This window comes from Brucella sp. H1_1004 (assembly GCF_047308065.1).
In the GTDB taxonomy this organism is placed as follows: Bacteria; Pseudomonadota; Alphaproteobacteria; order Rhizobiales; family Rhizobiaceae; genus Brucella; species Brucella pseudogrignonensis_B.
In genome coordinates this window covers 1195071-1211969 of record NZ_JAYKZA010000002.1, presented here as the reverse complement: position 1 = coordinate 1211969, position 16899 = coordinate 1195071, and the positions used below count along the sequence as shown (strand labels likewise).

Below are 16899 nucleotides of genomic sequence, written 5' to 3'. Positions count from 1 at the left end.
CCATTGAAACAAATAAACTAATTATTGTTATATAATATGTATCTCATATTATCGTCTGAATATAAATCGATATAGTCCGTGGCCAGTATTCCATAATAATTTGGGGCAACGACATCAGATCTCAGAAAGTTTAAAAACTGGTCTTTTATATAAAAAGCCATGCTCTTTATCGAAAATGAAGTATCTGTCGCATCATGCGCATTGAATCCATTGAGATAATATTGGCTATCCGACGTTTTGTGATCCGAACTAGCCGCACCAAGTAAACTAACAACCTCAGCCCATTTTCTCTTGGGACTATCCTCACTGTCATTGTCTTGCTTTATTATATCATTCCACTGAATACCGGGCATTGTAGCCACATTCGAAATTACAACTATTTTACCTCGTGCCTCTGAAAGACTACCCGCGCCATTGCGCGTATCGATAAATAGCATAAACCTGTGATAATTCCCGTATCTCCCATTAAAAATGCTCATGAACTCTGCATTTGATACGCTGGAATATTCTTGTTTTATCCTCATGAAAAATGTTTCGCTTGGATTTTTATTCAAGAAGCTTCGAAGTTCATTCATAACATCATCGAAATTCAATTTTTCATTGATGCTACCGTGGTGCATTTCAAAAGAACCCTTTGAAACACAGCATCTGATATCAAGATAGCGAACGCCTTTATTTAGTTGATCCGACAAGCTGATCGTTTGACACCTACCAATTCCCAATATCTCATGGAAGGCGCAAGAGTCATGGGTTCCCATAATCGTCATTTTGGCAAGAGATCTGTTTGAATCAACCGCTGACATCCATGAATTCAAAGGTACACTCAATGAAATTGGCATATTTTCACCATAAAATATAAATGTATTTATTTGAAAGAATTTTAAATATCATGCATTTGATTTACAGAGTACCTGTCAATATTTTAAATAACGCTATACTTCAGCTAAAGCCCGAAGACTATTCGTCTTACCTCAAATCCGTTGACGCCGAATGCGTGTTCGCATCAATGCATAAACACCAAGCACACCGAGAATGAGACCTATCGTTGTATAGGTCTCGTCTGCCTCTTCGGCGCCACGCCGCAGCACAAGATCAACTTTTGACAGTTGCAGACCGTCCGTATTGCCTTGAACAGCTCGGAAGGAATAAGTGCCAGACAATACGGGATCGATATCACCAGCGCTCTGGCGCAAAATGCTGCCATCCTGTGGCCGGTCCATATTGATCGAACTGCTGTTCGAAGCAAAATCCATCCCCTGCGAAAGAACGGGAAAACCATCGCGGCTCACAGCCAGCGTTATCGCTGAACGACGTTCAGCTGGCACATAGCCGGGTAATGGTGTTGCATCGAGGAAGATGCGAACAGGCGCATCGCTTGCTTCGAGTTTGATTTCTTGCGTAATAAATCCAGCCTGACGGCTTTCAAGGATCGGCCAGCGACCAATCTCATCACCGGTAAAATGGCGCATATACCAGGGATAACCCAAAGCGATGCTGAACCCTGCGATAATCATTGCAACGAATAGAGCGCGCATCAGGCTTTACGCTCCCAACGACGATCTGGTGTCTGTTGCCAGTAAGTCAAATCGTGGTTCTCCGTCTTAAACGACTTCCACTGCGCCCGCGCATGTTCGAGCTGCTCCTGATTATGCCCGTCAAACATCACAACCAAACGCTCGTAAGCAGCAACTTGATCAAGTGAAGCGCCCTCAACGAGAAAACGGACGGTGGCACTGTTTGGGTTTTCCTGCGTCGTGGTCAGCAAAACCGGCTGCTGTTCAGCATGCGGCTCCTGATCTGTCCCGTGTGCGACAAATGACGTATCGGAGAACGTCCAAAGCAAACTGTCCAGCGAATCGCGCCTCTCGTCCGTAACTGCCTGAATAGTCACACGCCAGCCGCGCGTCAGAGAACGCTCGACAAGCCCCGGCAGAGCTTCATCAAGCGTCGATTCAGTCAGGTGGTAAAAGAGGATTTCAGCCATGCGCTCTCTTTAGATCATTCATCGTGGCGAAGAAAGTGATTCACATCTTCGCCACAACGCATTGTTTCTGAATCAAATTCAGCTTTCGAAATTATCGCGAACCAGACGGTCAAGAAGACGAACGCCATAACCGGACGCCCATGTCTGGCTATATTCATTGGTTGGCGAGCCCATTGCCGTACCGGCAACATCGAGATGCGCCCACGGTGTATCGCCGACAAACCGCTTGAGGAACTGCGCGGCCGTAATCGAGCCTGCATGGCGACCAGAGCTGTTCTTCATGTCGGCGAATTTGGAATCGATCATCTTGTCGTACTCCTTGCCCATCGGCATGCGCCAGAGTTTTTCACCTGTCGCCTGACCGGCATCATAAAGCTGGTCTGCCAATTCATCATCATTAGAAAAGAGGCCTGCATGATGCGTGCCAAGAGCCACGAGAATAGCACCCGTCAGCGTCGCCAGATTGATAATGAACTGCGGCTTGAAGCGGTCATTGGTGTAATAAAGCGCATCAGCCAGTACAAGTCGGCCTTCGGCATCGGTGTTGATGACTTCAATCGTCTGGCCCGACATTGAAGTAACAATATCGCCCGGACGCTGCGCATTGCCATCTGGCATGTTTTCGACAAGGCCGATCACACCAATGGCGTTGACCTTTGCCTTACGGCCTGCAAGCGCACGCATCAGACCGGCAACAGCCGCAGCGCCGCCCATGTCACCCTTCATTTCTTCCATGCCACCAGCTGGCTTGATCGAGATGCCGCCGGTGTCGAAAGTCACACCTTTACCAACGAAAGCAACAGGCTTTTCTTTAGCCTTCGCGCCCTGCCATTCCATGATAACGAGGCGTGGCGGACGCGGTGATCCCTGCGCAACGCCCAGAAGCGAACCCATACCGAGCTTCTTCATTTCCTTTTCGCCAAGAACTTCGACCTTAACGCCCAATTTTTGAAGCTTTTCCGCTTCTTCAGCAAATTCTACAGGGCCAAGGACATTGGCTGGTTCGTTAACAAGATCGCGGGCTTTCAAAACGCCATCGGCGACCGCCTCAGCAACTTCGAGCGCCTTCTTCGCGCTGTGAGTATCGGCCACATGAATATGAACCTTGGCAGCATGCTTTGGTTCACCATTTTCTTCGCTCTTGCGGGTCTTGTAGCGATTAAACTCATAAGAACGCAGGATCATGCCGAGTGCGACGTCGGCTGCTTCATCACCAGCAATTGTCGTTTCAGGCAGAGCCAGCGTCACCGTCGCGCGCTCAGATTTACCGATTCGCGAAAATGCTGCGCCACCGATTTTGATCCAGTCGTCATTGCCAAGTTCACCCGGCTCACCGACACCAACCAGCACTATTTTATCAATATTACCTTCAGAGGTTTCGATTGCCTCGGCAGTTTTGCCAAGAGCGCCTGAGAAATCAGATACTTCAATAATACGCGTGATCTTCTCAGAACCACCAACAGCTTGAGCTGCCTCTTCCGCAAAGCTTCCACCTTTGGCAACCAAAACTATGCTTACGCCTTTTTGCGGTACTGAAAATTCATTGAAGGAAAATGAAGGGCGTTTCGACATAACAACTCCAAATAAGTCAGATTATGAGATGACACGATTGTGTCGCGACTTTTCCTTACTCATGTGAGACGAATATGGCGAAACAGCAAGGGTATTGCGTTATCAAAATCAGTTTTACGTTAACTCCGGTGAAAACGTGCAGATTTCAACTCTGGAACTATCTGTCTCATGGTTAAAGCGATCAGTTTTAATTATTACGTCCGCAAATCCGCCTAGCGCTGGCATCTGTCAGAAATCTTTAGTAATCTGTTAACCAAATTTCTTTGGCTAATTTTAGCCAAGTGCTATTACGCTAGATCTTAATTACGAGCATTGTTTCTATCGGGACAGGCTCCTTCAACGGAACCGGGATGTAAACTCCGCCTATGAAATTGATTGAGTTGTACATCCTGCGCCGCGTGGCGATCATGTTCTTCGCGGTGCTGGGGGCCGCAGTCGGCATTACGTGGACAGTACAAGTGCTGCAACGCGTCGACTTCTTAACGACGAGCGGTCAGTCAATTCAAACCATCATTCAGTTTACGTCTCTTTTGATTCCGTCGGCGATTCCACTCGTCATGCCGTTTGCGTTGATCATTGCGATCACACAGACGCTTTCCACAATGAATCAGGACTCAGAGCTGGTCGTCATTAACGCATCTGGCGCACCGCGCAGTGCTGTTATGCGCCCCATTCTTATGCTTGCCGCCATCATTTCAGTGGTTTCCTTTCTTGTTGCCAATTACATTGATCCATATGCGCGAATGAACATGCGCGCGATGATTGCGAATGCGAGTGCTGACTTGCTGAATGTCGTCGTTCAGGAAGGAAACTTCCGCAAACTATCCGATAATCTTTACATCCAGATAGCCGAGCGTCGCGGCGACGGCAGTATAGGCGGGTTATTCATCGCCGACTCCCGCGACCCTTCGCTCGACCTCATCTATTATGCTGCTGACGGCAACATAGCGAGTACACCTACTGGCGATATGCTTTTGATGCAGAATGGTGAAGTTCAGCGCCGCAGCGTTTCCGATGGCACGGTTTCGATAATTAAATTCAATTCATATGCTTTTGATCTTAGTCAGTTTACCTCTGCTGGCGATGACTTTGTGATTTATGCAAAAGACCGCCCTCTGAGCTATCTGTTGAATCCCGATCCTAACGACCCCGTTCTGCAAACCCGCCCTCTTCGATATAAGGCTGAGTTGAACCGACGTTTGACAGAATGGCTCTATCCAATCGTGTTCGCGATGATCGCCCTTGCCTTCGCTGGCGACTCCCGCTCGCACCGAGAAGCACGCGTATCGGCATCATTTTCAGCTATTAGCACGGCGCTACTGATTTATTGGGCGGGATATTTTTCGGCAGACAGAGCTGATAAGGACGAAACCTACATCGTAGCCATGTATTTGGTGCCTTTGGGTGTCATTCTGATAACTGGCTTTTCTCTGTTGACCGGACGTCGTATTGGTCTGCCGGATAAATGGAATGATCAAATCCTCGATGGATTCGACCAGTTGCGTCGTCGCATAGAAAATTTCTTTGACCGCATTTTTGGACGAAACCGCAAAAACACCGGAGGTCAAGCATGATTGGTTGGACCCTCGGACGTTATTTCTTTACCCGTTACGTTCAGATAACCTTCTACTTTCTGCTCGGAATTTTCGCGCTAGCAATGCTGCTCGATTTTACAGAAAACGCTAGCAAGCTTGCCAACTTACCGGGCTATTCGGTCTGGGCTGCGCTCGGCATTTCTGCCATGCGTGTTCCATTCATCATGCAGCAAATGATCCCATTTGTGGCTCTATTTTCTGCAATGGCGACATTGATTTCGCTTAATCGGAAATATGAGTTGGTTGTTGCACGTTCGGTCGGCGTTTCTGCATGGCAATTTTTGCTGCCCGCTTGCTTCGGGGCTTTTCTTTTCGGTCTTGCCACCATTTTTATCCTTAACCCTTTTGCGGCTTATGGCTTTTCAAAAGCTGAAGAGATCGCATCGGTATGGAAAAATGGCAAAGTCACCGATGTATCTGCGCTGCGTGATCCTTGGCTTCGTCAAAAAACCGATGAAGGCGAAACAATCATCGGCGCGAAAAGCATTCTTGATCGCGGCGCAACGCTATCGGATGCGACGTTCATTCAGTTTGATGACAAGAAAAATATCGGCGTGCGTTACGATGCACGTACTGCCAAGCTGACGAATGGCTTCTGGGAACTCACTGACGTCACTGAATTTGCTCGCGGGAAAGAACCCGTCAAACTCAGCACATTCCAGATACCGACGCAGCTGCGTCCAGAATATGTGGAAGAAAAGCTAGCCTCCCCTGACACAATTCCCTTTACGCAATTGCGTCAGAAGGTCGAAGTCGCGCGTTCATTTGGCTATTCAGCAAACGCATTTGACATGCAATACCAGTCACTTCTGGCATTGCCAGCACTGCTGATGGCAATGACGCTCATTGCTGCAACCGTGTCGTTAAAATTTGTGCGATTTGGACAGTCCGGAGCGATGATTCTGGGTGGCGTTGTTGCTGGCTTCATGCTTTATGTCGTTTCGGTCTTGGTGAAGGCATTCGGGAATGCGGGATTCGTTCCGCCGTTCGTTGCCGCATGGGTTCCAGTTGTTATTGCAACATTCTTTGGTATCTCCTTTTTGTTGCATAAGGAGGATGGTTAGTGGGTTTGAGTAACGCCCGCATGGTTCTGCCCCACACGTTCACGCGTCTTGCACGCGGGACAGCTTTGGCGTGCGCCCTTGCTATACCTTTAAGTTCAGTTGCAATTTTCCCTTCGCAGGTTCAGGCACAGGATGCTTTGGGGGCAAATTACCAGAGCGATCCAAATGCGCGTATGCTTATGCAGGCGGATGAACTCGTCTATGATCGCGATGCAAACGTCGTTACCGCTCAGGGTAAAGTTCGCATTGAGTATGACGGGAATCGCCTTGTTGCGGATCAGGTGACATATAACCAGCAAACCCGTCGTATGACTGCGACTGGCAATGTTGAAATTGTCGAGCGCGATGGCAATAAGATTTATTCCGATCATCTGGACGTAACAGATAGTTTCCGCGATGGCTTTGTGAATGGCTTGCGTGTTGAGACTACTGACAATACTCGCTTTGTTGCAGAGAGTGCAGAACGCAGTAACGGTGAAATCACCACCTTTAACAACGGTGTCTACACTGCATGTCAGGCATGCGAAAAAGATCCTGACAAGCCCGTTCTCTGGCAGATCAAAGCCCGCAAAATCATTTGGAATAGCGCAACGAAAACTGTCCGGTTCGAGCGTGGTAAGTTCGAGCTGTTCGGAATGCCGCTGGCTTATTTCCCTTCTTTTGAGATGGCCGACCCGACAGTTAAGCGTAAAAGCGGATTCTTGTTCCCTGAATTTGCGATGAAAAAACATCTTGGTCTTGGCATTAAGAATTCGTATTTTTGGGCGCTCGCACCAAATTACGACCTGACGCTTTCGACAACGGCTTATACGAAACAAGGTTTTCTGACACAGGCTGAATGGCGTCATCGCCTCGAGAATGGCACGTATAATCTGCAAATTGCCGGTATTCATCAAATGAAGCCGGGTGAATTTGATTCAAACACGATTGATCACGATAAAGAAAATCGTGCAATGGTCGCATCAAAAGGCGATTTTGAAATCAATTCACGCTGGAACGCTGGCTGGGATATCATGGCCCAGACGGATCGTAATTTCAGCCGCACCTACGGCCTGACGGGTTATTCTGGTCAAACGCAGGTTTCAAAGATCTATCTGCGCGGAATTAACAATCGCAATTACTTCGATCTGAACTTCTACCGCTTCAATGTGCAGGAATCTTATCCTGTTACATCAAATTACAGCGATGTGGAAATGCATTCGAAGCAGCCTTGGGTTTTCCCAAGTCTCGACTATTCTTATACAGCGCCTGAACCCGTTTATGGTGGCGAGTTGAATTTTACCGCTAATTTGCAGGCGCTTTACCGCAAGAACGCGAATTACGCTTATACCTATAAAAACGGTGTTCGAACGCTACCGGATTACCCACGTATTCCAGGCTTTAGCGGCACCAATACGCGCCTGACAGGTGAAGTTGAATGGAAGCGCTCCATCATCACAGATTCAGGTCTGGTGATTACGCCTTTGCTTGCGCTACGCGCTGACGCAATTAACGTGAACACAAACTTTGATCCAGCCGTCGCCGGCTTTACGGATGCAGTGGTCAAGTCTGAAGCTCTTCGCGCTATGGCAACCGCCGGACTTGAGCTTCGTTGGCCAATTCTGTTCTCGACGACCAGTTCTACGCATATTCTTGAGCCAATCGCCCAAATCTATATGCGCAATAACGAATCTTATGCTGGTCAGTTGCCGAATGAGGACGCACAAAGCTTCGTCTTTGACGCAACAAATCTTTTCTCACGTGACAAGTTCTCTGGGTATGATCGCGTCGAAGGTGGCACTCGCGCCAACTTTGGCCTGCGCTATTCTGGTAGCTTCGACAACAGTGATTGGAACCTCTACGCACTTGGTGGTCAGTCCATTCAACTCGGTGGCGTGAACTCGTTCGGCACAAGTGACTTCGTCAATGTAGGCGCAGATTCTGGCCTGCAGGATGCTCGCTCTGACTATGTCGGTATGATCGGCACTTCAAATACCACCGGCTTTACAATGGCAGCGCGCGGGCGTTTTGATAAAGACGATCTGAGCCTCAAACGTGGTGAACTAGAAGCCAGACAGAATTGGTCACGCCTTACCGTTTCCGCTCGATATGCTTATATCGCTGCTCAGCCAGCCTATGGTTATTCAGATATCCGGCAAGAAGTCGGTGGAACAGCATCACTTAAGATTAATAAAAATTGGAGTACCTTTGGTTCCGGTACATATGATCTGGTGTCTGATACATTGGTTCGTGCATCAACTGGCCTGGCTTACGATGACGAATGTTTCACTTATGCAATGTCTTACACCCAGACACGGAATCCCGGCGAGAGTAGGTCGTCTTACGGAGTAGGCTTTAAAATATCGTTCCGTACGCTTGGAGAAATTCAAAGCGGTTCTCAACCTTTATAGGAACGCTGCAAACCGGAAGAGACCAGATTTCTTCCGGTTTTTTACATCTTAGATGTGTCCCATTTAATCACATATCGGTAATTTTTATCACTTTTGTTTCGTTATTATTCACGCTTAGTCCCGTAAAATACGTGAGGGTCATTGTTTCGCCGTACTACCTCATTTATACAGTCATCTTAATGTAATTGGCATTTGATTGGGGCGCTCTAATCAGGACGTAACTTTCGAAGCATAACAATATGGCATATACGGCGAGCTGCGCATTGCCGACCTGAAGGAAATCGGGAAAGATAGATGATGTTTGCAAAACCTCTTTTCGCTACCATGATGGGCGCCGCTGTTTGTTTTACGGCGCTTGGTACGGCTGCGAGTCTGAGCCCTGCACTCGCCGCATCAAACTCGGCTGAAGCTAAAATCATTGTATCAGGCAATGCAATTACCAATGGTGACATTCAACGTCGTGCGAATTTCCTGAAGTTGCAGCGCAAAGGTGGCAATCTCAATCAGACGGCTCGCCAAGAGTTGACGGATGAAATGCTTAAGCGCATTGAGATGAAAACGCGCGGCATCAACATTTCCGACAAGGAAGTGGATGAAGCCTATGCGGGCTTCGCAACGCGCAACAACATGAGCGTTGCCCAACTTAATCAGGTATTGAATCAGGCTGGCATAACACCTGACCATTTCAAGAAATACATTATGGTTCAGATGGGATGGGGGCGTCTCGTAGCTGCGCGTTTCCGTGCAACTGGAATGGTTAGTGAGCAGGACGCTGTTCAGCGCATGCTGAAAAATGGTGGAAAGAAACCAAGCGCAACCGAATACCAGTTGCAGCAAGTTATCTTTGTTGTGCCAAATGCAAAGCGCTCACCAGCTCTATTGGCCAAGCGTCGTCAGGAAGCCAATGCACTGCGTTCGCGCATTCAAAGCTGTGATACGACGCGTCAGTTGACCAAAGGTATGATCGACGTCACGGTACGCGATCTTGGACGCATCATCGAGCAGCAGTTACCGGGTGAATGGGCGAAGGATGTGAAGGCGACCAGCCCTAATCGTGCGACGCCGCCACGCGACACCGAAAAAGGCGTCGAGATTCTTACGGTTTGCGGAACACGAAAGGTTTCCGATGATCGTGTAGCGCAGCTTGTTTTCTCGATGGAAGGCGCTGATTCTGCAGCTGGTCAGGAAAAGAAGGCCGACGCATTGAGCAAGAAGTATGTTGAAGAGCTTCGTGCGAAAGCCAGCATCGTCAATCGCTAAGCTTTAATGTAGCGCATTTCTCAGCAAAGCTGAGTGCTTAATTCGAGGGGGCTTTTGCCCCCTTATTTCATCAATTGAGACAAAAAATATGACCAGGCAATCAGTTGTTCCGCTTGCGATCAGCATTGGCGATCCCTCAGGTGTTGGGGCGGACGTTGCTCTAAACGCATGGCTGCAGCGCGGAGAGCTCTCACTGCCATCGTTTTTATTGATTGCCGATCCAGATCAACTTACTGCCCGAGCGAAGCACCTTGGTCTGAATGTTCCATTGGCTGAAATCCACACTCCAGGAGAAGCTCTTGACATCTTTCATACGAAGCTTCCTGTTTTAGCGCTTGAAAACAAGCACACAGAGAGTCCCGGCAAACCTCTGTCAGAAAACGCTGCCGGCGTTATTGAAGCAATAGAACGCGCCGTTGAACTGACGTTAAAAGGTGAAACTTCGGCTGTCGTCACCTGCCCGATTGCCAAAAAGCCGCTCTATGATGCTGGTTTCAAACATCCCGGTCACACAGAGTTTCTCGCCGAACTTGCCAGCAAGTATCTTGGACGCACTGTAATCCCTGTGATGATGCTGGCCGGTCCCGAACTGCGTGCCGTCCCCGTCACGATCCATATTCCGCTAGTTGATGTGCCGCGCTTACTGACCAAGGACGATATTCTGGAGGTGGCTTATATCACCGCGCAGGAGTTGACGGACCGGTTCGGTATTAGCGCCCCTCGCCTTGCGATTTCCGGCCTCAACCCTCATGCAGGTGAAGGCGGAGCGCTGGGCAAAGAAGATGATGCGATTATTCGACCAGCGGTCGAGGAATTACAACGCGAAGGCATCAATGCATGGGGTCCGCTGCCAGCCGACACCATGTTCCATGCGCCAGCACGTGTGACCTATGATGTAGCGATTTGCATGTATCATGATCAGGCACTCATCCCGGCAAAAGCGCTTGCCTTTGATGAAACCGTCAATGTTACGCTTGGGCTTCCCTTCATCAGAACATCACCAGATCATGGGACAGCTTTTGACATTGCTGGAAAGGGCATCGCCCGGCCTGATAGTCTGATCGCATCAATCCGGCTAGCGCAGGAACTTGCAGAAAACGAAGCAAGGCGGAAATCATGAGCATCGACAATCTTCCGCCACTCAGAGAGGTCATCGAACGACACGATCTGATGCCGAAAAAGTCGCTCGGACAAAACTTTCTGTTCGACCTTAATTTGACATCTAAAATTGCGCGTCAGGCAGGTAACCTTCAGGATCAGCCAGTTATCGAAGTTGGCCCTGGTCCGGGTGGCCTAACCCGCGCCTTACTTGCTCAGGGTGCTATCGTAACCGCGATTGAACGCGATGAACGCTGCCTTGATGCGCTCGCAGAAATCGAAGCGCATTATCCGGGGCGGTTACGCATAATCTCCGGCGATGCATTGGAACAGGATTTCAAAGCTTTGTTTCCCGAAGGTCCAAAGCCGCGGATCGTCGCCAACCTGCCTTACAATGTTGGCACGCAATTGCTGCTCAACTGGCTTCTGTCTGAACCATGGCCACCGTTTTACTCTTCAATGACGCTCATGTTCCAGCGTGAAGTGGGTGAACGTATTGTGGCTGCACCGGGCACCGACCATTATGGACGTCTTGGCGTTCTTGCGGGCTGGCGTACGCATTCTCGCATTGCATTCGATGTACCGCCTCAGGCGTTTACACCGCCGCCCAAAGTCATGTCGTCCGTTGTGCATATCACGCCACGTGAAGAGCCTTTACCATGTCGCGCGGACGCGCTGGGGCAGATTACGCAAGCCGCTTTTGGCCAGCGCCGCAAAATGCTGCGTCAGAGCCTGAAACCTGTTAGCGGCGCTGAACTGCTGGAGAAGACCGGAATCGACGGGACGCGCCGCGCAGAGACGTTGAGCGTTGAAGAGTTCGTCGCACTGGCGAATGCTTACCGGCCTGTTTGATTCAACCCATTTTTGGCGTCACTTGCCATTGGCGCCAAATTCATCTGCTTGAAAACCTTGTCGACGTGATCCATTTCCGAGCGGAAACTCGACATAGATGAACCTGTGAGCTTCTCACCAGCATTTAGCTGCGCTTTGAGTGGATCGACATATTGATCGCCCACTTTAAGCTCGTAATAGAGGTGTGGGCCGGTCGAATAGCCTGTCGAACCGACATAGGCGATCACCTCACCTTGTTTCACATGTTGGCCGATTTTCAGCCCTTTGGCCTCGCCGGACAGATGCGCATAAGTGGTACTATAGCCGCCCTGATGACGAATACGCACATATTTGCCATAGCCCTTTTGTGACGAAATCAGTTCCACAACGCCATCGCCTGCGGCGACGATGGGCGAGCCAATAGGTGCATCATAATCAACGCCATTGTGGTGTTTTCGTACATGCAAAACCGGATGCACACGCCAGCCAAATCCATCATTCAGACGGCCATTTGGCAGAGGCTTATGCATCAAATATTTTGTCATCGAGGAACCATCCTCGTTGAAATAATCCGCGTTTCCTTCAACCTCATGCCGGTAAAGTCGCTTGGAGCGGCCATTCGTGGTAAACTCGACAAATACCAGTTCGGGGTCAGTATCGACGCTTTCGCGAAACAGGAGGTCGATTTTATCGATCCCGTTGCTGCCTTTTTGAAGCGATACATTGTTTTCGGCGGCGAGCTTCCTCACATCATCCGCGACGGCGCGCGGTGCACCGGCTGCAATCAATTGTGACTGAACAGATCCATCTGTCCGGATTTTGGCTGGCCTACGTGTTGCCGAAAGCATTGCATCGCGAGAGAGGCGTGCGAAAAGACGCTGATTATCATTGGCGCGAAACACACCGTCGTCAGTTCGACCATAAACAGAATCAGACGCACTGCCATGCCTGAACCGCGCCATAGTGATATGCGCAGGCTTGCCGACAGACTGATCAAGAAGCAGAACAAGGTTATCACCGGGAACGAGGTATTTTTGCCCCAATGCCTGTTCGAGATGCTCAGCATCTTCAGCAGCAACATCTGCTGCCTGCATCAGAACACCCAGTTTCTCACGTGATTGCGGAGCGAGAACAATTTCATGCGCTTTTGGATGAGGCGTGCCCGCGGGCTTGGCAAAGCTCACATTCAGCGGCACCCCATTTTGATTGGCGAACGCCGAAATTTTATCTGCCGGATCAGCGGCTGCAACGCCACTCTCTTTGATATGTGTCGAGGCTGAGTTGCGCAGCCCCTGCCCGCTCGGACCATTTTTCAGATCAAGGATGACATGCTGATAGGTGAAGAGGGTCGCCTCACCATCATCCGTGCCTTCGGCAATATCAATGCGCTTAGCAATTCGCTGGTTCTCATCAACGCCGTTTTGCGGAACCAGTCGTGCTTCTTTCATAGCCGCATGGCTGTGAACAAGCGAGGCCGGATCAACCATGACCGGTTGGGAAGCATGTCCGTGACGTACAAGGCTCGCCGTTATCAGTGTCATTGCACCACCTGCAAGAAGTGTCGCTGATGCAAGCGCAATGCAGGCACGCCGATGTGTGTGAATTGAAAAACGGACTCGTTTTAAGGGCTTGAGCACACGTTGAGAAAGAGGCGCAAGTCTTGCTTGCTCAGCCAATGCAGTTCTATGCGTGCCATCCGACCGAACCATAAGATCTGGCGATACGACAACATGAATCTGCTTATCTCTGCGGGCAGTGCGAAACAGCATGCAGTGAACGGCTCCAAATTCCATCTGAAATGACAAACGGACCAGAAGACCAGAGCGCGGCTAAATTATGGCTCCGGCGGATATAATCCACCGGAGATAGAAGCACAAATGCTCGAGTTAAATTTATCAGGCGCTGGCACGTGTTTTGCGATGGGCGGACAACGACGACCAAGAGTAAATAATCAGGCCGGTCCAGATGAGCACAAAAGCAACAAGCTGCGCGTTTGAGAACGGTTCGTGAAAAATGAAAATCGCAAAAATGAACAGCAATGTCGGCGTTAAATACTGCATCAGGCCAAGAGTCGTATAACGCAGCAACTTCGCGCCACCTGCATAGAGGATCAGAGGAATTGCGGTAAACGGACCAGCCAACAAGAGCAGGGAAATGTCCGATGCGGAGCCTGAAAAGAAGTGGTCCTGCCCGTTGACCAACAACCAGATTATGTATCCGATCGCTGGAATAGAAAGAATAACAACTTCAAGCGTGAAGCCTTGCAAAGGTGGCATTGGTAGAGATTTGCGGAAAAAGCCATAGAGACCGAATGTCACCGGCAGAACCAGCGAAATCCATGGAAGACCACCTGCATTGAAGGTAAGAACAAGAACCGCTGCAAAAGCAAAACCAACCGCCACATATTGAATTTTGGTCAAGCGTTCGCCGAGAAACAGGCCACCCAAAACCACATTGAACAAGGGATTGATATAATAGCCGAGAGCTGCGCCAATGATCTGATCATGCGCAACGGCCCATACATAAACTGACCAGTTGATCGTGATGAGTGCCGCAGTCAGCGCTGCCATTGCCAGCATGCGCGGCGTTCGCAATGCCTCAAGGATCGTACGAAATTGTCCGATGAAAACCAGCAGAATAGCCGCGACGGGCACTGACCAGATCACACGATGCGCTACGATTTCAAGTGCCGGAAGATGTGACAACGCCTTGAGGTAGAATGGCAAAACAGCCCAAAGACCATAAGCGGCCAAAGCCATCATGAAGCCACGACTTCCATCTGAAATCTGGCCTCCGGATAAGGTCTGCTCGCTCATTTTCATCTCCGCATTAAGAAATCACTCGGATAAGCGAAAAACTTTGCCGAGATAGTCAAACTGCTATGCGCCGATCAATCCATAAAATCTATTCAATTAAACTGATCAAAGCATCAATCTTCGTGAATGGAGCGAGCTATTCAGCCGCGACCAGCCCCGCCAGAGAGCGGTTCTTCATCAGTTTATAATTGACCGAATCCATCAGTGCCTGAAACGATGCGTCGATGATATTGTCGGAAACGCCGACTGTACGCCAACGAGCACCCGTTCCATCACCGGATTCAATCAAAACTCGGGTGATAGCTGCGGTGCCACCATTGAGAATACGAACCTTGAAGTCCACCAGTTCAAGGTCTTCGATCTCATCCTGATAGCGACCCAAATCCTTACGCAGCGCAATATCGAGAGCGTTCACCGGACCGTGACCTTCGGCAACCGACATATGCATTTCGCCATCAACTTCGACTTTCACTACGGCTTCGGAGACAGTTTTTAAGGATCCATTGGCATCGAACCGGCGCTCGACGAGACAGCGGAAGGAATCGACTTTAAAAAAGTCTGGCTGCGGGGAAAGCATGTTGCGCGCGAGGAGCTCGAAACTCGCATCCGCACCTTCATAGGCATAACCTTCGGCTTCGCGCTCTTTGACCAGTGAAATCAGAGTATCGAGCCGGGCATCATTTTTTGCGACCATAATGCCGCGACGTTCCAGTTCAGCGATAAAATTCGACTTACCACCCTGATCAGACACCATAACGCGACGACGGTTTCCGACTGTTTCAGGAGGAACATGTTCATACGTCTGGGGGTCTTTGAGTAACGCAGACGCATGAATGCCCGCTTTGGTCGCAAAAGCGGAAGTCCCAGTATATGGTGCCTGCTCCACTGGTGAGCGATTGAGAATATCATCAAAAGCACGCGAAATGCGGGTAATGGCTTTCAAGGCATCTGGTTTAATGCCCAGCTCGAAACGATCCGACCAGTAAGGCTTCAATGCCAGTGTCGGGATCAGGGAGACAAGATTTGCATTACCGCAACGCTCGCCAATTCCATTCAGCGTTCCCTGCACATGGCGCACACCGGCATCAATGGCCGCAAGCGAGACGGCCACTGCCTGTTCAGTATCATTATGTGCATGAATACCAAGGCTTTCACCCGGAACGACAGCTTTGACCGCATTGATAATGTCAGCAACTTCCGACGGCTGTGTTCCGCCATTGGTGTCGCAAAGCACAACCCAACGTGCACCTGCCTCATAGGCAGCCTTCGCACAAGATAATGCATAGTCCGGGTTGACCTTGTAACCGTCGAAAAAATGCTCGCAATCAACCAGCGCCTCACGACCAGCCATACGAACGGCGGTCACCGATGCAGTAATCGATTCCAGATTTTCTTCATTGGTGCAGCCAAGTGCGATCCGCACATGATAATCCCAGCTCTTTGCAACAAAACAGACTGCATCGCTTGAAGCCTGCAAGAGCGCGGTCAGTCCCGGATCATTGGAAGCGGAGACGCCAGCGCGTTTGGTCATACCGAAAGCAGCAAATTTCGCATGCGATGTCTGCCGCTTTTTGAAGAAGGCCGTATCGGTCGGATTTGCACCCGGATAACCGCCTTCGACATAATCCACGCCCAGCTCTTCGAGCAAAATGACAATCGCTTTTTTGTCTTCGACCGAGAAATCAACGCCGGGGGTTTGTTGTCCGTCCCGCAAGGTCGTGTCGTAGATATAGATGCGTTCGCGTGCCATTTTGCCTGCCTGTCGGTGGGTATATGCCGTTATAATTTATGGCTTTTTAGTTTTCAGTGTCGTGGTCTGGGTGCTGGTAAGACACCATCGTTCGTACAAACTCGATACTTTCCTCATCTCGCTCGGTTTCAAAACCGGGCAATTTTGCGAGGTCATCAACATAGGGCAACTTGACCTCAACGCCCCATTGCACCGTCGGCTCAATCTCTTCCGGTGCATCGAAAGCACCAATAGAAAGCGCCACGCCGTCCGGTGCTTCGTATGTCAGCGGGGTTCCGCACTCAGCACAGAACCCGCGCTTTACGTGATTGGACGACTGAAAACGCTTTGGCTCGTCGCGGGTCCAGATAAGCTTTGCTTCACCCAGAGAAACCAGCGGCGCATAGAAATTGCCAAAGGCTTTTTGACACATGCGGCAATGACAAATGGATGCAGAGCCAAGTGCGCCCTCGACATGAAAGCGCACCGAACCACACTGGCATCCCCCGCTATAAAACGGCCTGTTATCGAGCGTCATGACATCCTCCCTACTCCGCAAG

General features: G+C 49.8%; 14 protein-coding genes. 6 read left to right on the top strand and 8 right to left on the bottom strand.

The genetic code is table 11. From position 1 onward, the window contains the following. Positions 1 to 17: 17 nt before the first annotated feature. The 4 genes from U2P60_RS13065 to U2P60_RS13050 form a co-directional block, all read right to left on the bottom strand. Positions 18 to 839, bottom strand: a complete 822-nt coding sequence (locus tag U2P60_RS13065) for a phosphatidylinositol-specific phospholipase C domain-containing protein (RefSeq protein ID WP_413572948.1) — start codon at positions 837 to 839, stop codon at positions 18 to 20. A 132-nt stretch (positions 840 to 971) separates the two neighbouring features. Next, on the bottom strand, positions 972 to 1535 hold the full coding sequence (gene bspB, locus U2P60_RS13060) for a type IV secretion system effector BspB (RefSeq protein WP_413572947.1): 564 nt from the start codon (positions 1533 to 1535) through the stop codon (positions 972 to 974). Next, positions 1535 to 1984 (bottom strand): DNA polymerase III subunit chi, encoded by a 450-nt coding sequence (locus tag U2P60_RS13055; RefSeq protein WP_413572946.1) that lies wholly within the window; start codon positions 1982 to 1984, stop codon positions 1535 to 1537. The genes bspB and U2P60_RS13055 overlap by 1 nt, the downstream gene beginning before the upstream one ends. 78 nt (positions 1985 to 2062) lie before the next feature. Further along, on the bottom strand, positions 2063 to 3556 hold the full coding sequence (locus tag U2P60_RS13050) for a leucyl aminopeptidase (RefSeq protein WP_413572945.1): 1494 nt from the start codon (positions 3554 to 3556) through the stop codon (positions 2063 to 2065). A 365-nt stretch (positions 3557 to 3921) separates the two neighbouring features. Here U2P60_RS13050 and lptF point away from each other — a divergent pair, with 365 nt between their 5' ends. From lptF to rsmA, 6 genes are all read left to right on the top strand, one after another. Then, on the top strand, positions 3922 to 5130 hold the full coding sequence (gene lptF, locus U2P60_RS13045; RefSeq protein WP_313828259.1) for an LPS export ABC transporter permease LptF: 1209 nt from the start codon (positions 3922 to 3924) through the stop codon (positions 5128 to 5130). Continuing rightward, positions 5127 to 6215 (top strand): LPS export ABC transporter permease LptG, encoded by a 1089-nt coding sequence (gene lptG, locus U2P60_RS13040; RefSeq protein ID WP_313828257.1) that lies wholly within the window; start codon positions 5127 to 5129, stop codon positions 6213 to 6215. The genes lptF and lptG overlap by 4 nt, the downstream gene beginning before the upstream one ends. Before the next feature lie 20 nt (positions 6216 to 6235). Further along, positions 6236 to 8605: an LPS-assembly protein LptD gene (locus tag U2P60_RS13035; protein WP_413573792.1), complete on the top strand. Its 2370-nt coding sequence runs from the start codon at positions 6236 to 6238 to the stop codon at positions 8603 to 8605. Between the two features lie 294 nt (positions 8606 to 8899). Beyond that, positions 8900 to 9865: a SurA N-terminal domain-containing protein gene (locus U2P60_RS13030; RefSeq protein ID WP_413572944.1), complete on the top strand. Its 966-nt coding sequence runs from the start codon at positions 8900 to 8902 to the stop codon at positions 9863 to 9865. 88 nt (positions 9866 to 9953) lie between these two features. Beyond that, positions 9954 to 10985 carry a 4-hydroxythreonine-4-phosphate dehydrogenase PdxA gene (gene pdxA / locus U2P60_RS13025; protein ID WP_413572943.1) on the top strand — a complete coding sequence of 344 codons (1032 nt, stop codon included), beginning with the start codon at positions 9954 to 9956 and terminating at the stop codon, positions 10983 to 10985. Beyond that, positions 10982 to 11815, top strand: a complete 834-nt coding sequence (gene rsmA / locus U2P60_RS13020) for a 16S rRNA (adenine(1518)-N(6)/adenine(1519)-N(6))-dimethyltransferase RsmA (protein WP_413572942.1) — start codon at positions 10982 to 10984, stop codon at positions 11813 to 11815. Before pdxA ends, rsmA begins: the two co-directional genes overlap by 4 nt. Here rsmA and U2P60_RS13015 read toward each other — a convergent pair. From U2P60_RS13015 to U2P60_RS13000, 4 genes are all read right to left on the bottom strand, one after another. After that, the gene (locus tag U2P60_RS13015; protein WP_413573791.1) at positions 11800 to 13503 is read right to left on the bottom strand and encodes a M23 family metallopeptidase; all 1704 of its coding nucleotides are present in this window, start codon (positions 13501 to 13503) and stop codon (positions 11800 to 11802) included. The two genes, rsmA and U2P60_RS13015, sit on opposite strands and share 16 nt — an antisense overlap. A gap of 186 nt (positions 13504 to 13689) precedes the next feature. Further along, positions 13690 to 14610 (bottom strand): EamA family transporter RarD, encoded by a 921-nt coding sequence (gene rarD, locus U2P60_RS13010; protein WP_413572941.1) that lies wholly within the window; start codon positions 14608 to 14610, stop codon positions 13690 to 13692. A gap of 136 nt (positions 14611 to 14746) precedes the next feature. Then, positions 14747 to 16360, bottom strand: a complete 1614-nt coding sequence (gene cimA, locus U2P60_RS13005) for a citramalate synthase (RefSeq protein ID WP_413572940.1) — start codon at positions 16358 to 16360, stop codon at positions 14747 to 14749. Between the two features lie 46 nt (positions 16361 to 16406). Further along, positions 16407 to 16877, bottom strand: a complete 471-nt coding sequence (locus U2P60_RS13000; RefSeq protein WP_413572939.1) for a GFA family protein — start codon at positions 16875 to 16877, stop codon at positions 16407 to 16409. Positions 16878 to 16899 lie beyond the last annotated feature (22 nt).